Genomic DNA, 16,670 nt, shown 5'->3' with positions numbered 1-16,670 from the left:
TTTGATCTAGCTAGTCGACAATGCGGACCGCGCCCTTATCCGCACTGGACGCCATCTTGGCATATGCGCGCAGCGCCTTGGACACCTTGCGCGGACGTGGCTTGTGGGGAGTAAACGGCTTATCGCGCTTGAGCTCTTCATCACGGCGGGCCGCAAGCTCCTCGTCGGACACCTGAATTTCGAGGCGTCGTTCTGCGACATCGATGTACACTGGGTCGCCGTTGCGGACGAGACCGATTGCGCCACCTGCAGCGGCCTCCGGGGAAACGTGACCAATCGACAGTCCAGAGGAACCGCCGGAAAAGCGGCCGTCGGTGACCAGGGCGCAAACCTTACCCAGACCAGCACCCTTGATGAATGCGGTCGGGTGCAGCATCTCCTGCATGCCCGGACCACCTGACGGCCCCTCGTAGATGACGAAGAGAACTTCGCCCGGCTGCAAGGTGCGGTTCAAGATGACAGAGACAGCCTCTTCCTGGCTCTCTACGACGCGAGCGGTGCCCTCGAAGTGGAACTGGTCCTCGCCAATACCCGCGGTCTTCAGGACAGCGCCGTCCTCGGCGATGTTGCCGCGCAGGACACAGAGACCGCCTTCCTTGGTGTAGGCGTGGTCGAAGTCGCGGATGCAGCCATTTTCGGAGTCCGTGTCCAGACTTTCCCAGCGGTTGGAAGTGGAGAACGGCTCGGTGGTGCGCACACCGCCCGGTGCTGCGTGGAACAGCTCGATGGCCTCGTCAGTGGCCTTGCCGCCGCGGATATCCCAGTTATCCAGGTGCTCCTCCAACGACGGGGAGTGTACAGAGCGGACATCCATTTGCAGCAGGCCGGCGCGACGCAGCTCGCCGAGGATGGCTGGAATACCACCGGCGCGGTGGACGTCCTCCATGTAGTAGTCAGAGTTCGGCGCTACCTTAGACAGACACGGAACACGACGGGAAATCGCGTCGATGTCAGAGAGGTCGAAGTCAATCTCGCCCTCCTGCGCGGCAGCGAGAATGTGCAGCACGGTGTTGGTGGAGCCACCCATGGCAACATCGAGCGTCATGGCGTTGACAAATGCGTCGCGGTTGGCGATGTTGCGCGGCAGCACGGACTCGTCGCCATCGTTGTAGTAGCTCTTCGCCAGGTCCACGATTAGCTCACCGGCGCGGGTGAACAAGTCGCGGCGAGCCTGCTGAGTCGCCAGCGTAGAACCATTGCCCGGCAGGGACAGGCCGAGGGCCTCGGTCAGGCAGTTCATCGAGTTTGCGGTGAACATACCCGAGCAAGAACCACAGGTCGGGCACGCCGAGCGCTCGATGTCCAGCAGGTTCTTGTCATCGACCTTGTCATTCGCGGATGCAGAAATAGCCGAGATTAGGTCAGAGCCAGGCTTGACGACGCCATCGATAACAACCGATGACCCCGATTCCATCGGCCCGCCGGAAACGAAGACCACCGGGATATTCAGGCGCAGAGCCGCATTGAGCATGCCTGGCGTGATCTTGTCACAGTTGGAAATACACACCAACGCGTCAGCGGTGTGAGCGTTGACCATGTATTCCACAGAGTCGGCAATAATTTCACGGGATGGCAGCGAGTAGAGCATGCCGTCATGTCCCATTGCGATACCGTCGTCGACGGCGATGGTGTTGAACTCACGGGGGACACCACCTGCCGCGGTTACAGCTTCCGCAACGATGTCGCCAACATCCTTCAGGTGCACGTGCCCTGGCACAAACTGGGTGTAAGAGTTTGCAATTGCGATAATCGGCTTGCCGAAGTCGCTATCGGACATGCCAGTCGCACGCCATAGGGAACGAGCGCCAGCGGCATTTCGTCCGGCAGTGGTGACTTTAGAGCGAAGGGGGATCATGTGGGCTGCCCTTCCTAGATAGGGTGCAAGGTAACTAATTGTCCATACTAATCACAAAAGCCCCTAATGTCTCATTTCGCGGTCACTAGTGTCCGCATAATGAGATTTAGGGGCTTTTGTGGACTGCTTAGATGTTACTCAGCAGAGGCTTCGCCTTTAGCCTTAGCGCCTTTAACCTTGGCGTCAGCCTCAACCTCACTGGCCTTCTTCATTACGGAGTAGCCATCGCGGTCAAAGACCTCGACCTTGTCATTTTCCGCCATGCGAGCCGAAGTAATCGGATCCGGAATCAGACCGCCGGTGGCTTCCTTTAGCTCGGGCAGTGAATTAAAAGAGATGGCCGGCAGCGCGATACGCTCATCTGACTTGGTGACCGCAAAGGCTCGACCGCCCTTGTTGAAGAAGATGCCTGCAAAATCACTCCAGGGCACCGAACGGCGCTGGGACAGTAGATAAACCGCAGTGATGCCGCGTGACCCCACGGTGGTGCGTACTCGGAAAATCCAAAGCGTATAAATCAACGGTGCCAGGAAGGTAACGGCCAGCCACGGGGTAAAGCCGGCGGCAATTACACACAGCACGACCATGAACGCAACGATGAACAGATGCGTCTTCTGTGGGCGAAATCGCTGCGTCGCAATTTTTGGCTGTGGAGTCGAGTCAGTCATGGCTATTGATTGTAGCGGGTAGTTCGGATTGGCTAGTGCACGGTAGGCGGTTGCGCGTTATTGCGTATCAGCCGAGTTCGGTTCCGCGTTGTTAGTGGAGTCCGTCGACTGTGATCCACCAGTGTCCTCGTTGCCAGTGTTGCTCTGCTCGGAGCTTGACTGGGTGGAGGTGGTGGTCGAAGGTGCGCGGTTCTGTGTGTTCTGCGGCTGCTGAGAAGTCTCCGTTGGCTGGTTTTGAGATGTCTGATTCTGCTGAGTGGTCTCGGTGGGCTGCACATTCTGTGTGGTGCTAGTCGGCTGGTTGGATGACTGTGGTGCCGACGACTCTTCCGAGTCCTCTTCCTGTGTCGCTACGCGATCGTTCCACCTGCTCGGTGCCAACCATCCAGATGGGCCGTCCTCAGTTTCGAGTGTCATCAGGTTCAAAATGAAGAGAATCAGTAAGGTTACCAGGAGTACAATCGTCGAAACGCGAGCGCGCCCACCTGCGGAGAGGGTTCGACGAACCTTCTGGCGCGTCGTGAGTGTCTTCCAATCGGGGTGGTTAATCAGCTTGCGGATGGCGCTGTTGCTTTCACTGTCTTCCTGCTCGCGTCGCGCATCGTCAAGATCGGCTCCCGCGTGCGGAAGATCGGATCGCTCATTCTCGTCTTGCTTGTCGACGGTCTGAGTTTCCATCAGCTTAGTTTCCGCGGTGACTGGCTCGACTGCTGTGTCCGGTACCATTTCGACAACCTCGGTTGGAGCGCTGTCGACGTCGTCAAGCGCCTGCTTGTTCTCGCGCTTAGCGTCGGCCTGCTTGAGCTGTTCAATCATCGTGTCATCGCGGACGTGGCCGGTGATTTCTTCGGCGGGAGCAAACGGGGTCTGTTGGGCGCGCTCGCCGTAGTCATCCCACCAGGTGTCGATGACTGCGGCGCGGATGGCGCGCTCGATAAGCCATTGGTCGCCCGGTTTGCAGTCGACAATCAAGCGCATGGTGACGGTCCACGGCAGCCCCATAACCGTTGGTGGATTGAGCTCTGTAGAGGACTGCATCTTGATTTCGGAGAGAACGGAGTCCTTGATTGAGTCCAGCGTGATTGCGCGCTTAGCAGCGGCGACGGTGCGCTCTTCCAAATCCTTAATGGAACCACCGGCGGTCATCGGTACCGGTACTTCGACGACGGCACGCGACCACTGCGAGGAGTAGTTGATACACATACGTGCCTCGGAGTTCGGCACGATAATTTCCTCGCCGTTTAGGGTTCGAATGGTCGTGGCGCGCAATGTCATATTGACGACGTCGCCCTGCACGGTGCCGGAAGGGGAATGGAACTCAACCCAATCGCCGATGCCGTACTGTTTCTCGGCAATGATGAACATGCCTCCGAGGAAGTCGGCGATGACTCCCTGGGCACCAAAACCAACAGCAGCGGAAACAACCGTTGCGGGGATGGCGGCGGCGGTTAGCGAGATTCCGAATTTCGACAGAATCGCGATGATTAAGACGAAGTACGCAATAACTTCGACGATGTAAACAACAGCGCCAATGAGCGCGCGTCGTCCCTTGGCTTGCTCGTCCTCAGAGGAGATATTTCCGTCTGCGATTGCCAGAACGAAACGTCGGATGCGGGGAACAAGAATTAGCAGAATGGCCAGGCTTGCAAGGGCAAGACCGTTGCTGGCTATCCATTGCCATGCCCGTAACAACATGAATTGTAAAAATTCCATGCTCTCCACCGTAGGTCGTTCGCCTTAAGATGGGCTGAGTTTAAAGATAAGGAATTATGCATAAAGAGGAGCTTCGAGGTGAGCCGCTCTGGCGTGCCGACTCGGATACACCGCCTCTGCACCGTCTCGGGTGCACCAGCGTATCGGGGGTGGGGGTGTTTCTGGGTAAAGTGATTCCCAAAGCTGGGGTGGGACTGCTGTGGGGAAACGGGTGGGAAGTGGGTAGGCGCTCGGGTGTTAAGCGGGCGGGGGTGTCCAATTGGCGGGATTGACTTCTCACTATGTGGACGTTAAGGTTGTAGTCAACGCCACATTCGTAGCTTCTTCGCGTGAATGTGAGTTGAGTAGTTGCCCACCATGACCCAGGAGCGAAATCGTGAACGCGCACGAGCAGCACACCCCATCGCCCGCCCAATTCGCAGCTAAGGCGCGCACCAGCGCCCCCGAGCGAATTTCTGGTGCAAAAGCCATTGTCCGATCTCTTGAAGAGCTTGGTGTTGAGGTAGCCTTCGGTATCCCCGGTGGTGCAGTGCTTCCGCTCTACGATCCGATTTATGACTCGGAAAAGCTCCGCCACGTCCTCGTGCGCCACGAGCAGGGAGCTGGTCACGCTGCCACTGGTTACGCGCAGGTTTCCGGCAAGGTCGGTGTGTGTATCGCGACTTCCGGCCCGGGTGCTACTAACCTGGTTACCCCGCTCGCGGATGCTCAGATGGACTCCGTTCCGGTTGTCGCCATCACCGGTCAGGTCGGTCGCCCGCTGCTGGGTACTGACGCTTTCCAGGAGGCTGACATCCGCGGTGTGACCATGCCGATCACTAAGCACAACTTCATGGTCACCGAAGCTGAGGACATCCCGCGCGCGCTCGCTGAGGCATTCCACCTGGCTTCTTCTGGTCGCCCAGGCCCGGTTCTGGTCGATGTTCCGAAGGACCTCCAGAATACGATGATTGACTTCACCTGGCCGCCGGAGATTGACCTGCCGGGCTACCGTCCTGTGACGACTCCGCACCAGCGTCAGATTGACGAGGCCGCTGAGATGATTGCTGCAGCCAAGCGTCCGGTGCTCTACATCGGTGGTGGCGTCATTAAGGCTGATGCTTCCACGGAGCTGGTCGAGTTCGCCGAGCAGACTGGAGTTCCGGTCGTGACCACGCTGATGGCTCGCGGCGCATTCCCGGACTCGCACCCGCTGCATATGGGTATGCCGGGCATGCACGGCAAGGTGTCCGCCGTCGCTGCTCTGCAGAAGTCCGACCTGCTCATCACTATCGGTGCGCGTTTCGACGACCGTGTTACCGGTGATCTGAATTCCTTCGCGCCGAACGCGAAGGTTATCCACGCAGACATTGACCCGGCAGAGATTGGCAAGCTCCGTGAAGTTGACGTTCCCATCGTCGGCGATGCCCGCGAGGTCCTTGCCGCACTTAGCGAGTCCTACACCAAGCTCGGTCTTAGTCGCCCCCAGATTGCCGACTGGCTGAAGCTTCTCGACGGTCTCCGCGACGAGTTCCCCCTCGGGTGGGAAGAGCCCGCTGATGGTGCAATCGCTCCGCAGTTTGTAATTCAGACCCTGTCCGACATCGTTGGCTCGGAGGCCATCTATGCCGCTGGCGTCGGCCAGCACCAGATGTGGGCAGCGCAGTTCGTCCAGTACGAGAACCCGCGCACCTGGCTTAACTCCGGTGGTGCCGGCACGATGGGCTACTCAATCCCGGCTGCGATGGGCGCCAAGGCGGCTGCTCCAGAAAAGGAAGTCTGGGCCATTGATGGTGACGGTTGCTTCCAGATGACCAATCAGGAGCTAACCACCTGTGCAATGGAAGGTTTTCCCATCAAGGTTGCCTTGATCAACAACGGTAACCTGGGCATGGTTCGTCAGTGGCAGACGCTGTTCTACGATCAGCGCTACTCCAACACCAAGCTGCGCCCGGAGGACAACTCCTACCTGCCAGACTTCGTCCAGCTCTCCGAGGGGCTTGGCTGCGTGGCGATTCGCGTGACCAAGAAGGAAGATGTCGCGGCCGCAATTAAGAAGGCACGCGAGATTAATGACCGACCGGTGGTTATTGACTTCATTGTCGGTGAGGATGCTCAGGTGTGGCCGATGGTGGCAGCTGGCAAATCCAATGATGAGGTCGAATACGCCCGTGGTCTGCGCCCGCTGTTCAACGATGAGAACTCAGCGGCCGAAACCCCGGCTGACATCCACGGCACTGTTGTGGACAACGCCGAGGACGCCGCGAAGCAGCCCGACGCTAACCACCCGTCCATGAAGACCCGCTAATCGGGATCCGAAGCAACAGGAAGTGAGTCCCAAAATGGCTGAACTGCACACTCTATCCGTGTTGACCCTCGATGAGCCAGGTATTCTGGTCCGCATTGCGGGCATGTTCACCCGCCGAGGTTTCAGCATCCAGTCGATTACCTCGGGTGAAACTGAGACCGAGGGAGTCAACCGCATCACTGTCGTGGTTGAGACGGAGACGCTGCCGATCGAACAGATCACTAAGCAGCTCAACAAGCTAGTGCCCGTGCTGAAGGTGGTTCGCCAGCCCCCAGAGACCATGGTGTCGCGCGGACTGCTAATGGTGAAGGTTTCCTGCGACAACACCAATCGTCCGCAGGTCGTCGATGCCGCCAATCTCTTCCGTGCCCGCGTGGTGGACGTCTCTCAAGAGTCTGTCATCATTGAGGCGACGGGTGAGCGCTCGAAGCTTGTAGCCCTGCTGGAGGTCCTCGAGCCGTTTGGTATCCGTGAGCTCATTCAGTCCGGTACCGTCGCAATGGCACGCGGGCCGAAGCCGATGCTCCAGCCCCGCTAACAACTAAACGCTAAGATTTTTAACGAATCCGATTCGAAAAGAGGCTAATTTTAATGGCTATTGAACTGCTGTACGACGACGATGCTGATCTGTCCATCATCCAGGGGCGTAAGGTTGCCATCCTGGGCTACGGTTCCCAGGGCCACGCTCACGCTCAGAACCTGCGCGAGTCCGGTGTCGAGGTTGTTATCGGTCTGCGTGAAGGCTCCAAGTCCGCTGTGAAGGCCCAGGAAGCTGGCTTTGAGGTTAAGTCCAACGCAGATGCCGCTGCATGGGCAGACGTCATTATGGTGCTGGTTCCGGACACCACCCAGGCAAAGGTTTACAGCGAGGACATCGAGCCGAACCTGAAGGACGGCGACGCGCTGTTCTTCGGCCACGGTCTGAACATCCACTTCGACCTCATCAAGCCGGCTGACAACATCACCGTCGGTATGGTTGCTCCGAAGGGGCCGGGTCACCTGGTTCGTCGTCAGTTCGTCGATGGCAAGGGCGTTCCGTGCCTGATCGCCGTTGACCAGGATCCGAAGGGCGAGGGCCGCGACCTGGCTCTGTCTTACGCTGCAGCTATCGGTGGCGCCCGCGCTGGCGTTATCCCGACCACCTTCGAGGCAGAAACTGTGACCGACCTCTTCGGTGAGCAGGCTGTTCTCTGTGGCGGCACCGAGGAACTGGTCAAGGTCGGTTTCGAGGTTCTGGTTGAAGCTGGTTACGAGCCGGAGATGGCATACTTCGAGTGCCTGCACGAGCTGAAGCTGATTGTTGACCTGATGTTCGAGGGCGGTATTGCCAACATGAACTACTCGGTCTCCGACACCGCTGAGTTCGGTGGCTACCTGTCTGGCCCACGCGTTATTACCGCTGATACCAAGCAGCACATGCGCGAGATTCTGTCTGACATTCAGGACGGCACCTTCACCAAGCGTCTGATTGCCAACGTCGAGGGCGGCAACAAGGAGCTCGAGGACCTGCGCGCTTCCTACAACAACCACCAGATTGAAGAGGTCGGCTCCAAGCTGCGCGACCTGATGAGCTGGGTTAAGGTCGACGCTCGCGCTGAGACCGCCTAAGTTTGTTGCTTAAGCGAATCCTTCGCTTGTTCGCGAAGTAGGGCTTCATCACTGAGCTTCACCGCCGTGATGAGGCCCTTTTCGTATCTCTCTTACTCGTTTTCTTTCACTGAAACGTGTGGGGTAGACGGGTGGGATAAACGTCTGAGATAGAAGCAACTACGGCCAAACGGGTGTAGCCCCAGTCGTATCCGGGGTTCTAATCTGGGTTGAAGGGTCTCCCTCAACAAAGACGTTCGATAGTCTAATCGTTGCAATCAAATCATTTCACGGAGGTAAATGTGCGAGTATCCGCAATGACGCGGCGCGTGACGGCAACCGTTGCTCTGACGGTAAGTCTGGCGCTGGGATCGAGCGCCCTGGTCGCGTGTGGTAATTCCGACAGCGCTGTTTCCACGAAGAAGGTGGACGGTGAGTCGACGGTGCTTAGCGACGACATCGCAGCGTCGGAAAGCCTGATCGACAGTTCGGAAGCAGTTGTCGTTTCCTCGGCTGGTGCAGCTGAGCAGCGTCGGGCGGCAGGCATTGCGGTTGCTGCTGGGCTGCCGATGCTGGTGGCTGGTTCTGCCGAAGATGCGGAAGATGACAGTACCGCCAAGAGTCCCAAGAAGGACGCTCGTGGCCACGATACTGGCGCTGATATCGCCGATGTGGAAAAAGAGATTGACCGCCTGGGCGCAAAGACAGTCCTTACAGTGGGGGCAGTTGACCTGACCGGGGGAGAGGAGCGTCAGGTTATTGCAGATCCGGGTACGACCGATGGCCTCAAGGAGCTTGTCGGTACTGAATTCAAGGTTCTCAAAGAGACGGAGTCGAAGCCGACTCGCGCTGTCGTTGAGATGGATCCGGAGAAGCCCACTGTCGTCAAGGGTGACGCAACGAAGGATGGGGGCGCCAACCAGGAGGCGCAGGATCGCGCCAGCGATGGGCAGGATGACAAGGGGCAGGAGAGCATCACCCTGCCGAAGGGATCGCCGAAGGAGGTTAAGGACAAGTTGGCATTGGCTGCACCGGGTACCGGCCTGGCTTCCATTGCTACTGCTCGAGCAGCTGGCCTGAAGGTCAGTTGGCTGCCGGTGGGCGACGCGCGTGCTACCTCTGAGTCGATTTCGGCTGCTCGTGACGGCGAGTCCCTGATTGCTCTGGGTAAGGTTTTCGGCGATCAGGACAAGTTCGATCAGTCCATCGAGCTGGCCAAGGATGACAAGGTCAAGGAGCTGCCGGGTGGAGGCACGCTGCTGTTCCCCGGTCGTCATCTGATTGCAACGTATGGTCACCCAGGTGTCGCTCCATTGGGTGTGATGGGCGAGGATGATCCGGAGGATGCCGTCGCACGTGCGAAGGACTACGTCAAGCAGTACGAGAAGTTCGCCGATGACCCGGTACTGCCGGCCTTTGAGATTATTGCTTCGGTCGCACAGGCTGATCCGGGCCCGCGTGGTGACTACTCCGAGCCGGCTCCGGTTGAGACTCTGAAGCCGTACGTCGAGGCCATGACCAAGGCCGGCGGCTACGTCATCATCGACTTGCAGCCGGGCAGTGCAGACTTCCTGGACCAGGCCAAGTTCTACGAAGAACTGCTGAAGATGCCAAACGTCGGTCTGGCGCTGGATCCGGAGTGGAAGATGGAACCGGGGCAGGTTCCGGCGACCCAGGTTGGTCACGTTAAGGCTGAAGAGGTCAACCGCGTTGCTGATTGGCTGGCTGAGCTGACTCGTAAGAACAACCTTCCGCAGAAGATGCTGATGCTGCACCAGTTCCAGCTACAGATGATTCGCGACCGCGAGACGCTGGACCTGTCGCACCCGGAGCTCGTATTCGTTCTGCATGCCGACGGCCACGGCAGCCCGCAGGAAAAGTTTGAGACCTGGAATGTCATGCTGCAGGATTTGCAGCCGGAGATTTTCGAGGCGTGGAAGAACTTCATCGACGAGGACCAGCCGATGTTTACTCCTGAGGAGACCATGAACATTGAGCCGCGTCCGTGGTTGGTTACGTACCAGTAGGTTATAGACCAGCAGAAATAAAAATATAACGCGAAAGATTTTGCCGACTTGAATGTCGGGGGCAACGGCGCTTACTCCCTAAACAAAGGGTAGTAAGCGCCGTTTTGCTTAGGTAAGTACCCCCGCGCCTCACCCCCAGAGTTTATGATGAGACGTAATGCGCGTGCACGCTTTAGTAGTTTTCTTAAGTGACACCGCACATACTGCATAAATTTTTCGAGACAAACCAGGAGATGCTTGTGAGCCAGAACGCTCGCCCCGTTGTCCTCATCGCCGACAAGCTGGCACAGTCCACAGTGGACGCATTGGGGGATTCCGTTGAGGTCCGTTGGGTAGATGGTCCGAACCGCGCTGAGCTCCTGGCTGCGGTTGGTGACGCTGACGCACTGCTCGTCCGCTCCGCTACCACCGTGGATCAGGAAGTCCTCGAAGCGGCTCCGAATCTGAAGATCGTCGGCCGTGCCGGCGTTGGCCTGGATAACGTCGACATCGATACCGCTACCAAGCGCGGCGTCATGGTTGTCAACGCTCCGACCTCCAATATTCACTCTGCATGTGAGCACGCAATCGCGCTGCTGCTGGCCACCGCTCGCCAGCTGCCGGCTGCGGACGCGTCCCTGCGTGAGGGGGAGTGGAAGCGCTCTTCCTTCAAGGGGGTCGAAATCTTCGGCAAGACCGTCGGTATCGTCGGTTTCGGTCACATCGGCCAGTTGTTTGCGCAGCGTCTCGCTGCTTTTGAGACCAACATCATTGCGTACGATCCGTACGCGAACCCGGCCCGTGCTGCTCAGCTCGGTGTTGAGCTGGTTGAGCTGGAAGACCTGATGGCTCGCGCTGATTTCGTGACCATCCACCTGCCGAAGACCAAGGAAACCGCTGGCATGTTCGATGCTGAGCTCCTGGGCAAGGCCAAGAAGGGGCAGATCATCATCAACGCTGCCCGCGGCGGTCTCGTCGACGAGCAGGCGCTTGCCGACGCGATTAAGGCTGGCAACATCCGCGGTGCTGGCTTCGATGTGTACGCGACCGAGCCGTGCACGGATTCCCCGCTGTTTGGCCTGCCGGAAACTGTTTGTGCTCCGCACCTGGGCGCCTCCACCGTTGAGGCTCAGGACCGCGCCGGTACCGATGTCGCTAAGTCCGTACTGCTGGCACTGGCTGGCGAGTTCGTCCCGGATGCCGTCAACGTTTCCGGTGGCGCTGTTGGCGAAGAGGTGGCCCTGTGGCTCGAGCTGGCTCGTGAGCTGGGTCTGGTTGCTGGTGGTCTGCTGGAGGGCGCTCCGGCCGCTGTTGAGGTCACCGCTCGCGGTGAGCTGCACACTGAGGACGTTAACGTTCTGGGGATGGCAGCAATCCGTGGACTGTTCTCCCTCATGGTGGAAGAGCCTGTCACTTTCGTTAACGCTCCGCGTATTGCAGAAGAGCGGGGTGTGACCTTCACTGTCGAGACTGAGCCGGAGTCCGTCTCCCACCGCTCCGTCCTCGAGGTCAAGGTCATCGGCGCTGATGGCTCCACCGCTACCGTCGTTGGTGCTCTCACTGGCCTGAACCGCGTTGAGAAGATTGTTCGTATCAATGGCCGCGGCATCGACATGCGTGCTCAGGGCCGTAACCTCTTCCTGCTGTACAAGGACGTTCCGGGTGCTCTGGGCCGCGTAGCTACCACCCTGGGTGAGTCCGGCATCAACATCGAGGCTGCTGCTCTGTCTCCGCAGGAAGCAGATCAGACTGCCATCCTGGTGCTGCGTGTTTCCAAGGAGGTTCCGGAGGAGCTCGTCGAGAAGATTGCCGAGGAAATCTCCGCTACCCACGCTCTGCAGCTTGAGCTGGACTAGTTTTGAGCGCCTAGGCGTTTTAGAGCTACTTCCTAGCCTATGAAAAATCCCCTCCAACCGGAGGGGATTTTTTTGTTTGCCTGCTAGTTTTACAAGCCTTAGCCCTTCATCGAGCCCTTCTCAATCATGTTGACGTGGAAGTCGAAGGCAGTGCGCAGATCGTGCGGGGTCGACATGCCCGGAGCGGTCTTCAGCGCGCGCTCGTAGTACTCCTCCAGCAGTGGCTGGTACTCCGGGTGTGCAACGGAAATCATCTTAGCCACGCGGTCACGCGGTGCCAGGCCACGCAGGTCAGCGAATCCACGCTCGGTGATGATGACCATGGCGTCGTGCTCGGTGTGGTCAATGTGCGAAGCGAACGGAACGATTGTCGAAATCGCACCGTCCTTCGCCAGCGACGGCGAGATGAACGAGGAAACGAAGGCGTTACGGGTGAAGTCACCGGAACCACCGATGCCGTTCATCATGCGGCTGCCGTTGATGTGGGTGGAGTTGACGTTGCCGTAGATGTCGGCCTCAATCATGCCGTTGGTGGCGATCAGGCCCACACGACGGACAACCTCCGGGTGGTTGGAGATCTGCTGCGGGCGCAGGATGATGTTCTTGCGGTAGCGAGCAGCCTCGTTGTTCATGCGCTCGGCTGCTTCTGGAGACAGGGAGAAGGAGGTAGCCGAAGCGACGGTCATCTTACCTGCGTCAATCAGGTCAATCATGCCGTCCTGAATAACCTCGGTGTAGGCCTTGATGTTCTCAAACTTGGAGTCCAACAGACCTGCCATCACAGCGTTCGGCACGTTACCGACGCCCGACTGCATGATGTACTGGTCGTAAGCCAGGCGACCCGCGCGAACTTCGCCCTCGAGGAAGTCGAGGAAGTGGCCAGCAATGGCCTTCGAGGTCTCATCCAACGGCTTGAACGGGGAGTTGCGGTCCGGCGCGTTGGTCTCGACAACTGCGACAACCTTGTCCAGGTTGATGTCGATGTAAGGGGTACCAATGCGATCACCCGGGGCATTGATCGGCACCGGCGTGCGGTTAGGCAGGTGCTGAATGCGGTAGATGTCGTGCATGCCCTCGAGTTCCTCGGACTGCCACGAGTTGACCTCAATGATGATCTTGTCAGCGTTGTCCATCCACTCGACGTTGTTGCCAACGCTTGACGACGGAATGAGGTGTCCATCTTCCGTAATACGAGTGACCTCTACAATTGCGGCGTCAATCGGCAGGAAGCCCTGCTCGATGTACAGCGCGGAGTGGGAGAGATGGATGTCCTGGTACTTTGCCTTGCCGGCGTTGATGGACTTACGCAGTGCCGGATCTCCCTGGTACGGCATGCGGTAGCGGATGATGTCAGCTTCTGCCATCACGCCGTCACAGTCCGGGGCGGTGGAAGCGCCGGTGTAGATGTCGACAGCGAATTCTTCACCCTTGGCGTGGAGTTCCTTGCCTCGGTTTGCCAGCGCAGTCGGCAGAGCCTTCGGGTAGCCAGCACCGGTGAAGCCAGAGATGCCGAGGGCATCACCGTGATTGATAAACTGTGCCGCCTCGTCGGCGGTCATTACTTTGCCGCGCAAACCGGCATGTGCGATGCGATCAGACATGTCATCTCCTAGATTGACTGTTCGACTTTAGTTTTGTCGCCTAACCTAGCATGCGCTAACAGTGTGTTGCCACACCCGCAGGTTGGGAAGTGATTCATGGCATAGTAATCGCTTCAGCTGGTTGTTTATCGGCGCTCTTCCAGGGGCTTTGCTACAGCAACTCCCGCACTTCTTCGTCGGTCAGCATGGCATCCTCGAATGCTTGCAGTGTGGCCTCTGGGTTAAATTTCACACCGATGAGTACGACCTCATTGGATGGTGGGACATCGGTTTGTGCCCACATGACAGCAGGGGTGATCTTCAGGTTCGGTCCCGCCTGACTCCACACGTGGGCGACTTCGAGGCGGTCGGAAATCCAGCAGTGCCCCTTGGATCGTACGAGGCCCTTTGTGCCGCGGAGGGCCTTGATTAGTCGTTCGCGGTCGAAGGGGCGGTTGCCTCGGAAAACAACCGAAGAAATACCGTATTCTTCGGTCTCCGGCGTGTGGGGATTCGCAAGTTCTTCTGCATATCCGTGGAAAGTGGCCGCCGTGCCTTCGTCGTAAAGCGATGCGTCGAGAATGGCGGAGGTGGCGATTTCTCCGTTAGTCACGCGGACGATGCGTGCACGAGGGTTCATTGCGCGGATGGTTTCCTCGGTACCGCCGGTGAGCTTTTCGCCTGCGAGATCGGATTTGGTGATGAGGATGAGATCGGCGAATTCCACCTGGTCGACAAGGAGGTCGGCGACCGTGCGTTCGTCGTCAGGCAGTGCACGCCCCTGGCGGAGGCTGTCGAGGAATGTGGAGGCGTCGACGAGCGTGACCATCGTGTCGATGGGGGCGATGTCGGCGAGGCGACGGCCGTCGTCGAATTCCCACTCGAAGGTAGCGGCGACTGGCATGGGTTCGGAGATGCCGGTGGATTCGATGACGATGTGCTCGAATTTGCCGCTGCGCGCGAGCTTGCCGACGTTTTCAACGAGGTCATCTCGCAGTGTGCAGCAGATGCAGCCGTTGGACATTTCGATGAAACGGTCTTCGCCGCGCTCGAGATATGTGCCCTGCTCGATCAGGGCGGCGTCGACGTTGACTTCCGAGAAGTCGTTGACGATAACCGCGATTTTGCGCCCCTGTGAGTTTGCCAGGAGGTTGTTCAGGAGCGTGGTCTTGCCGGCGCCCAGGAATCCGGACAGGACGGTGACGGGAGTGGTCGGGGTGGTGATATCAGAAAATTCGGTAGAAGTCACCCAACAAGACTAGCGTACTGAAAATGATTATCAATAACGTGTGCGTAAATTAAGGTGCGGGGAAGGTTGTAAATGTGTCGTATGGCTGATTATTGGCCAGTTGTGACGTAGGGCATAAAACGGTGTTGTAGTCGGTTTTAGTGGCGCATGGAGCGTGCCTAAAACGGGGGCGCTTTCGGGCTTCTGAATGAAGGGTGCTAACCGCTTCGTTGATAGGGTTGGGGGTGTGCTTCGGTGTTCGAAGTGCTACCCCCGATAGTCGCGTTGGGGGATGCAGAAAGGTGAGTTCATGTCAGATCGTATTGCCCATGCTGGCCTCAAATCCAAGGTGATGACCGCGCAGGAGGCGGCACAGTTCATCAATCACGGAGATATGGTGGGCTTTGCCGGATTTACCGGCGCCGGTTATCCGAAGGTTGTTCCGCCGGCTCTCGCTGAGCGCATGGAGGCCGCTCACGAACGGGGTGACGAGTTCAAGATTAAGGTCTTGACCGGTGCTTCTACCGCTCCGGAACTCGATGGTGTGTTGGCAAGGGCCAATGGTGTCGAGTGGCGCATGCCATACCAGTCTGATCCGACAATGCGTAGCCTCATTAATGCGGGCGACGCGTACTACAGTGATATTCACCTTTCGCACTCTGGTCCGATGACGGAGCAGGGCTTCTTTGGTCCGGTCAATGTTGCCGTCGTTGAAGCCGTTCGCATTAAGGCCGATGGCTCCCTGATTCTTTCCTCTTCGGTTGGTAATAGTGTTTCATATTTGAATGCCGCCGAGAAGATCATCATTGAGGTCAACTCCTGGCAATCTGAGGACCTCGAGGGCATGCATGATATCTACAGTGTCGGCCTGCCTCCGAACCGCAAGGAGATTCCGATTCTGACTCCGGGTGACCGTATTGGCACCCCGTATGTTCCGATTGATGTCGACAAGGTTGTTGCTGTCGTTGAGACTAACGCCGAGGATCGTAACTCGCCGTTCAAGCCGCTGGATGATGACTCTAAGGCCATTGCGGGTTACCTGCTCGACTTCCTCAATTGTGAGGTCAAGGCCGGACGTCTGCCGGAGAACCTGCTGCCGATGCAGTCGGGTGTCGGCAACATTCCAAACGCTGTGCTTGCGGGGCTGCTTGACTCCAAGTATGAGAACCTGACCTCCTTTACTGAGGTTATTCAGGATGGAATGATTAACCTGATGGATGCTGGCAAGCTGACCATGGCTTCCGGCACTGCTTTCTCGCTGTCTCCGGAATATGCAGCTCGAATGAATGAGAATGCTGCTGACTACCGTGACAAGATTGTGCTGCGTCCGCAGGATCTCTCTAATAACCCGGGGCTGACTCGCCGTATGGGTCTGATTGCCACTAACGGCATGATTGAGGCCGACATCTACGGTAATGTCAACTCCACTCACGTGGCTGGCTCGCGCTTGATGAACGGTATTGGTGGCTCCGGCGACTTCACCCGCAACGCCTACATTTCGTCGTTCGTGTCTCCGTCGTTGGCTAAGAATGGCAATATTTCTGCTATCGTGCCCATGGTCTCCCATGTTGACCACACTGAACACGATGTGATGGTTATCATCACTGAGCAGGGTCTGGCTGACCTCCGTGGTCTGGCCCCACGTCAGCGCTCCCGCCTTATTATCGAGAAGTGTGCTCACCCGATGTACAAGGAGGCGCTGCTCGAGTACGTTGAGCGTGCCGAGAAGGCCACTCCGTACCTGCACACTCCGCATGACCTGGGTACTTCTTACGACTTCCACCGTCGCTTCCTTGAGAACGGCTCGATGAAGCCGGTCGATTAAGGTTCTAGCGCGTTTCCCGCTTTACGACGAAGTTTGCGTCGTAGGGCGGGATTTGCTTTTAGTAT

The 16,670-nt window shown here is 58.1% G+C and carries 11 protein-coding genes; 6 read left to right on the top strand and 5 right to left on the bottom strand.

What is annotated here, in order from left to right:
- Window positions 1-10: 10 nt before the first annotated feature.
- From ilvD to HMPREF2860_RS03920, 3 genes are all read right to left on the bottom strand, one after another.
- Window positions 11-1,855, bottom strand: a complete 1,845-nt coding sequence (gene ilvD / locus HMPREF2860_RS03930; RefSeq protein WP_038628548.1) for a dihydroxy-acid dehydratase — start codon at window positions 1,853-1,855, stop codon at window positions 11-13.
- A gap of 134 nt (window positions 1,856-1,989) precedes the next feature.
- Window positions 1,990-2,523, bottom strand: a complete 534-nt coding sequence (locus HMPREF2860_RS03925; protein WP_038628550.1) for a PH domain-containing protein — start codon at window positions 2,521-2,523, stop codon at window positions 1,990-1,992.
- A gap of 57 nt (window positions 2,524-2,580) precedes the next feature.
- Complete coding sequence (locus HMPREF2860_RS03920; protein WP_239392946.1) at window positions 2,581-4,218, bottom strand: mechanosensitive ion channel family protein; 1,638 nt, start codon at window positions 4,216-4,218, stop codon at window positions 2,581-2,583.
- Window positions 4,219-4,612: 394 nt separating this feature from the next.
- On the opposite strand from HMPREF2860_RS03920, the gene HMPREF2860_RS03915 reads away from it, so the two are divergent.
- From HMPREF2860_RS03915 to serA, 5 genes are all read left to right on the top strand, one after another.
- Window positions 4,613-6,523 (top strand): acetolactate synthase large subunit, encoded by a 1,911-nt coding sequence (locus HMPREF2860_RS03915; protein WP_070628607.1) that lies wholly within the window; start codon window positions 4,613-4,615, stop codon window positions 6,521-6,523.
- 34 nt (window positions 6,524-6,557) lie between these two features.
- Window positions 6,558-7,061: an acetolactate synthase small subunit gene (ilvN, locus tag HMPREF2860_RS03910; RefSeq protein WP_038628556.1), complete on the top strand. Its 504-nt coding sequence runs from the start codon at window positions 6,558-6,560 to the stop codon at window positions 7,059-7,061.
- Between the two features lie 53 nt (window positions 7,062-7,114).
- Window positions 7,115-8,131 carry a ketol-acid reductoisomerase gene (gene ilvC, locus HMPREF2860_RS03905; protein WP_038628558.1) on the top strand — a complete coding sequence of 339 codons (1,017 nt, stop codon included), beginning with the start codon at window positions 7,115-7,117 and terminating at the stop codon, window positions 8,129-8,131.
- 281 nt (window positions 8,132-8,412) lie between these two features.
- The gene (locus tag HMPREF2860_RS03900; RefSeq protein WP_070628606.1) at window positions 8,413-10,137 is read left to right on the top strand and encodes a hypothetical protein; all 1,725 of its coding nucleotides are present in this window, start codon (window positions 8,413-8,415) and stop codon (window positions 10,135-10,137) included.
- 239 nt (window positions 10,138-10,376) lie between these two features.
- Window positions 10,377-11,972 (top strand): phosphoglycerate dehydrogenase, encoded by a 1,596-nt coding sequence (serA, locus tag HMPREF2860_RS03895; RefSeq protein WP_038629526.1) that lies wholly within the window; start codon window positions 10,377-10,379, stop codon window positions 11,970-11,972.
- 98 nt (window positions 11,973-12,070) lie between these two features.
- Here serA and HMPREF2860_RS03890 read toward each other — a convergent pair whose 3' ends face one another.
- Both HMPREF2860_RS03890 and HMPREF2860_RS03885 read right to left on the bottom strand, forming a co-directional pair.
- A complete protein-coding gene (locus tag HMPREF2860_RS03890) occupies window positions 12,071-13,573 on the bottom strand; it encodes an acetyl-CoA hydrolase/transferase family protein (protein WP_038628563.1) in 1,503 nt (500 codons plus the stop codon).
- 151 nt (window positions 13,574-13,724) lie between these two features.
- Entirely contained in the window at window positions 13,725-14,801 is a 1,077-nt protein-coding gene (locus tag HMPREF2860_RS03885) for a GTP-binding protein (RefSeq protein WP_038628564.1), read from the bottom strand.
- 289 nt (window positions 14,802-15,090) lie between these two features.
- Here HMPREF2860_RS03885 and HMPREF2860_RS03880 point away from each other — a divergent pair, with 289 nt between their 5' ends.
- On the top strand, window positions 15,091-16,605 hold the full coding sequence (locus HMPREF2860_RS03880; protein ID WP_070628786.1) for an acetyl-CoA hydrolase/transferase family protein: 1,515 nt from the start codon (window positions 15,091-15,093) through the stop codon (window positions 16,603-16,605).
- Window positions 16,606-16,670 lie beyond the last annotated feature (65 nt).

The sequence above is a fragment of the Corynebacterium sp. HMSC064E10 genome (assembly GCF_001812505.1).
In the GTDB taxonomy this organism is placed as follows: Bacteria; Actinomycetota; Actinomycetes; order Mycobacteriales; family Mycobacteriaceae; genus Corynebacterium; species Corynebacterium amycolatum.
Note: the sequence above shows the minus strand (reverse complement) of the source record. Positions and strands in the feature narration are given on the sequence as shown.

Bases quoted from the DNA above. Each gene is read 5' to 3' on its own strand.
- ilvD (WP_038628548.1), bottom strand. From the start codon at position 1,855: ATGATCCCCCTTCGCTCTAAAGTCACCACTGCCGGACGAAATGCCGCT.
- HMPREF2860_RS03920 (WP_239392946.1), bottom strand. From the start codon at position 4,218: ATGTTGTTACGGGCATGGCAATGGATAGCCAGCAACGGTCTTGCCCTT.
- HMPREF2860_RS03890 (WP_038628563.1), bottom strand. From the start codon at position 13,573: ATGTCTGATCGCATCGCACATGCCGGTTTGCGCGGCAAAGTAATGACC.
- ilvC (WP_038628558.1), top strand. From the start codon at position 7,115: ATGGCTATTGAACTGCTGTACGACGACGATGCTGATCTGTCCATCATC.
- ilvN (WP_038628556.1), top strand. From the start codon at position 6,558: ATGGCTGAACTGCACACTCTATCCGTGTTGACCCTCGATGAGCCAGGT.
- HMPREF2860_RS03880 (WP_070628786.1), top strand. From the start codon at position 15,091: ATGTCAGATCGTATTGCCCATGCTGGCCTCAAATCCAAGGTGATGACC.
- HMPREF2860_RS03925 (WP_038628550.1), bottom strand. From the start codon at position 2,523: ATGACTGACTCGACTCCACAGCCAAAAATTGCGACGCAGCGATTTCGC.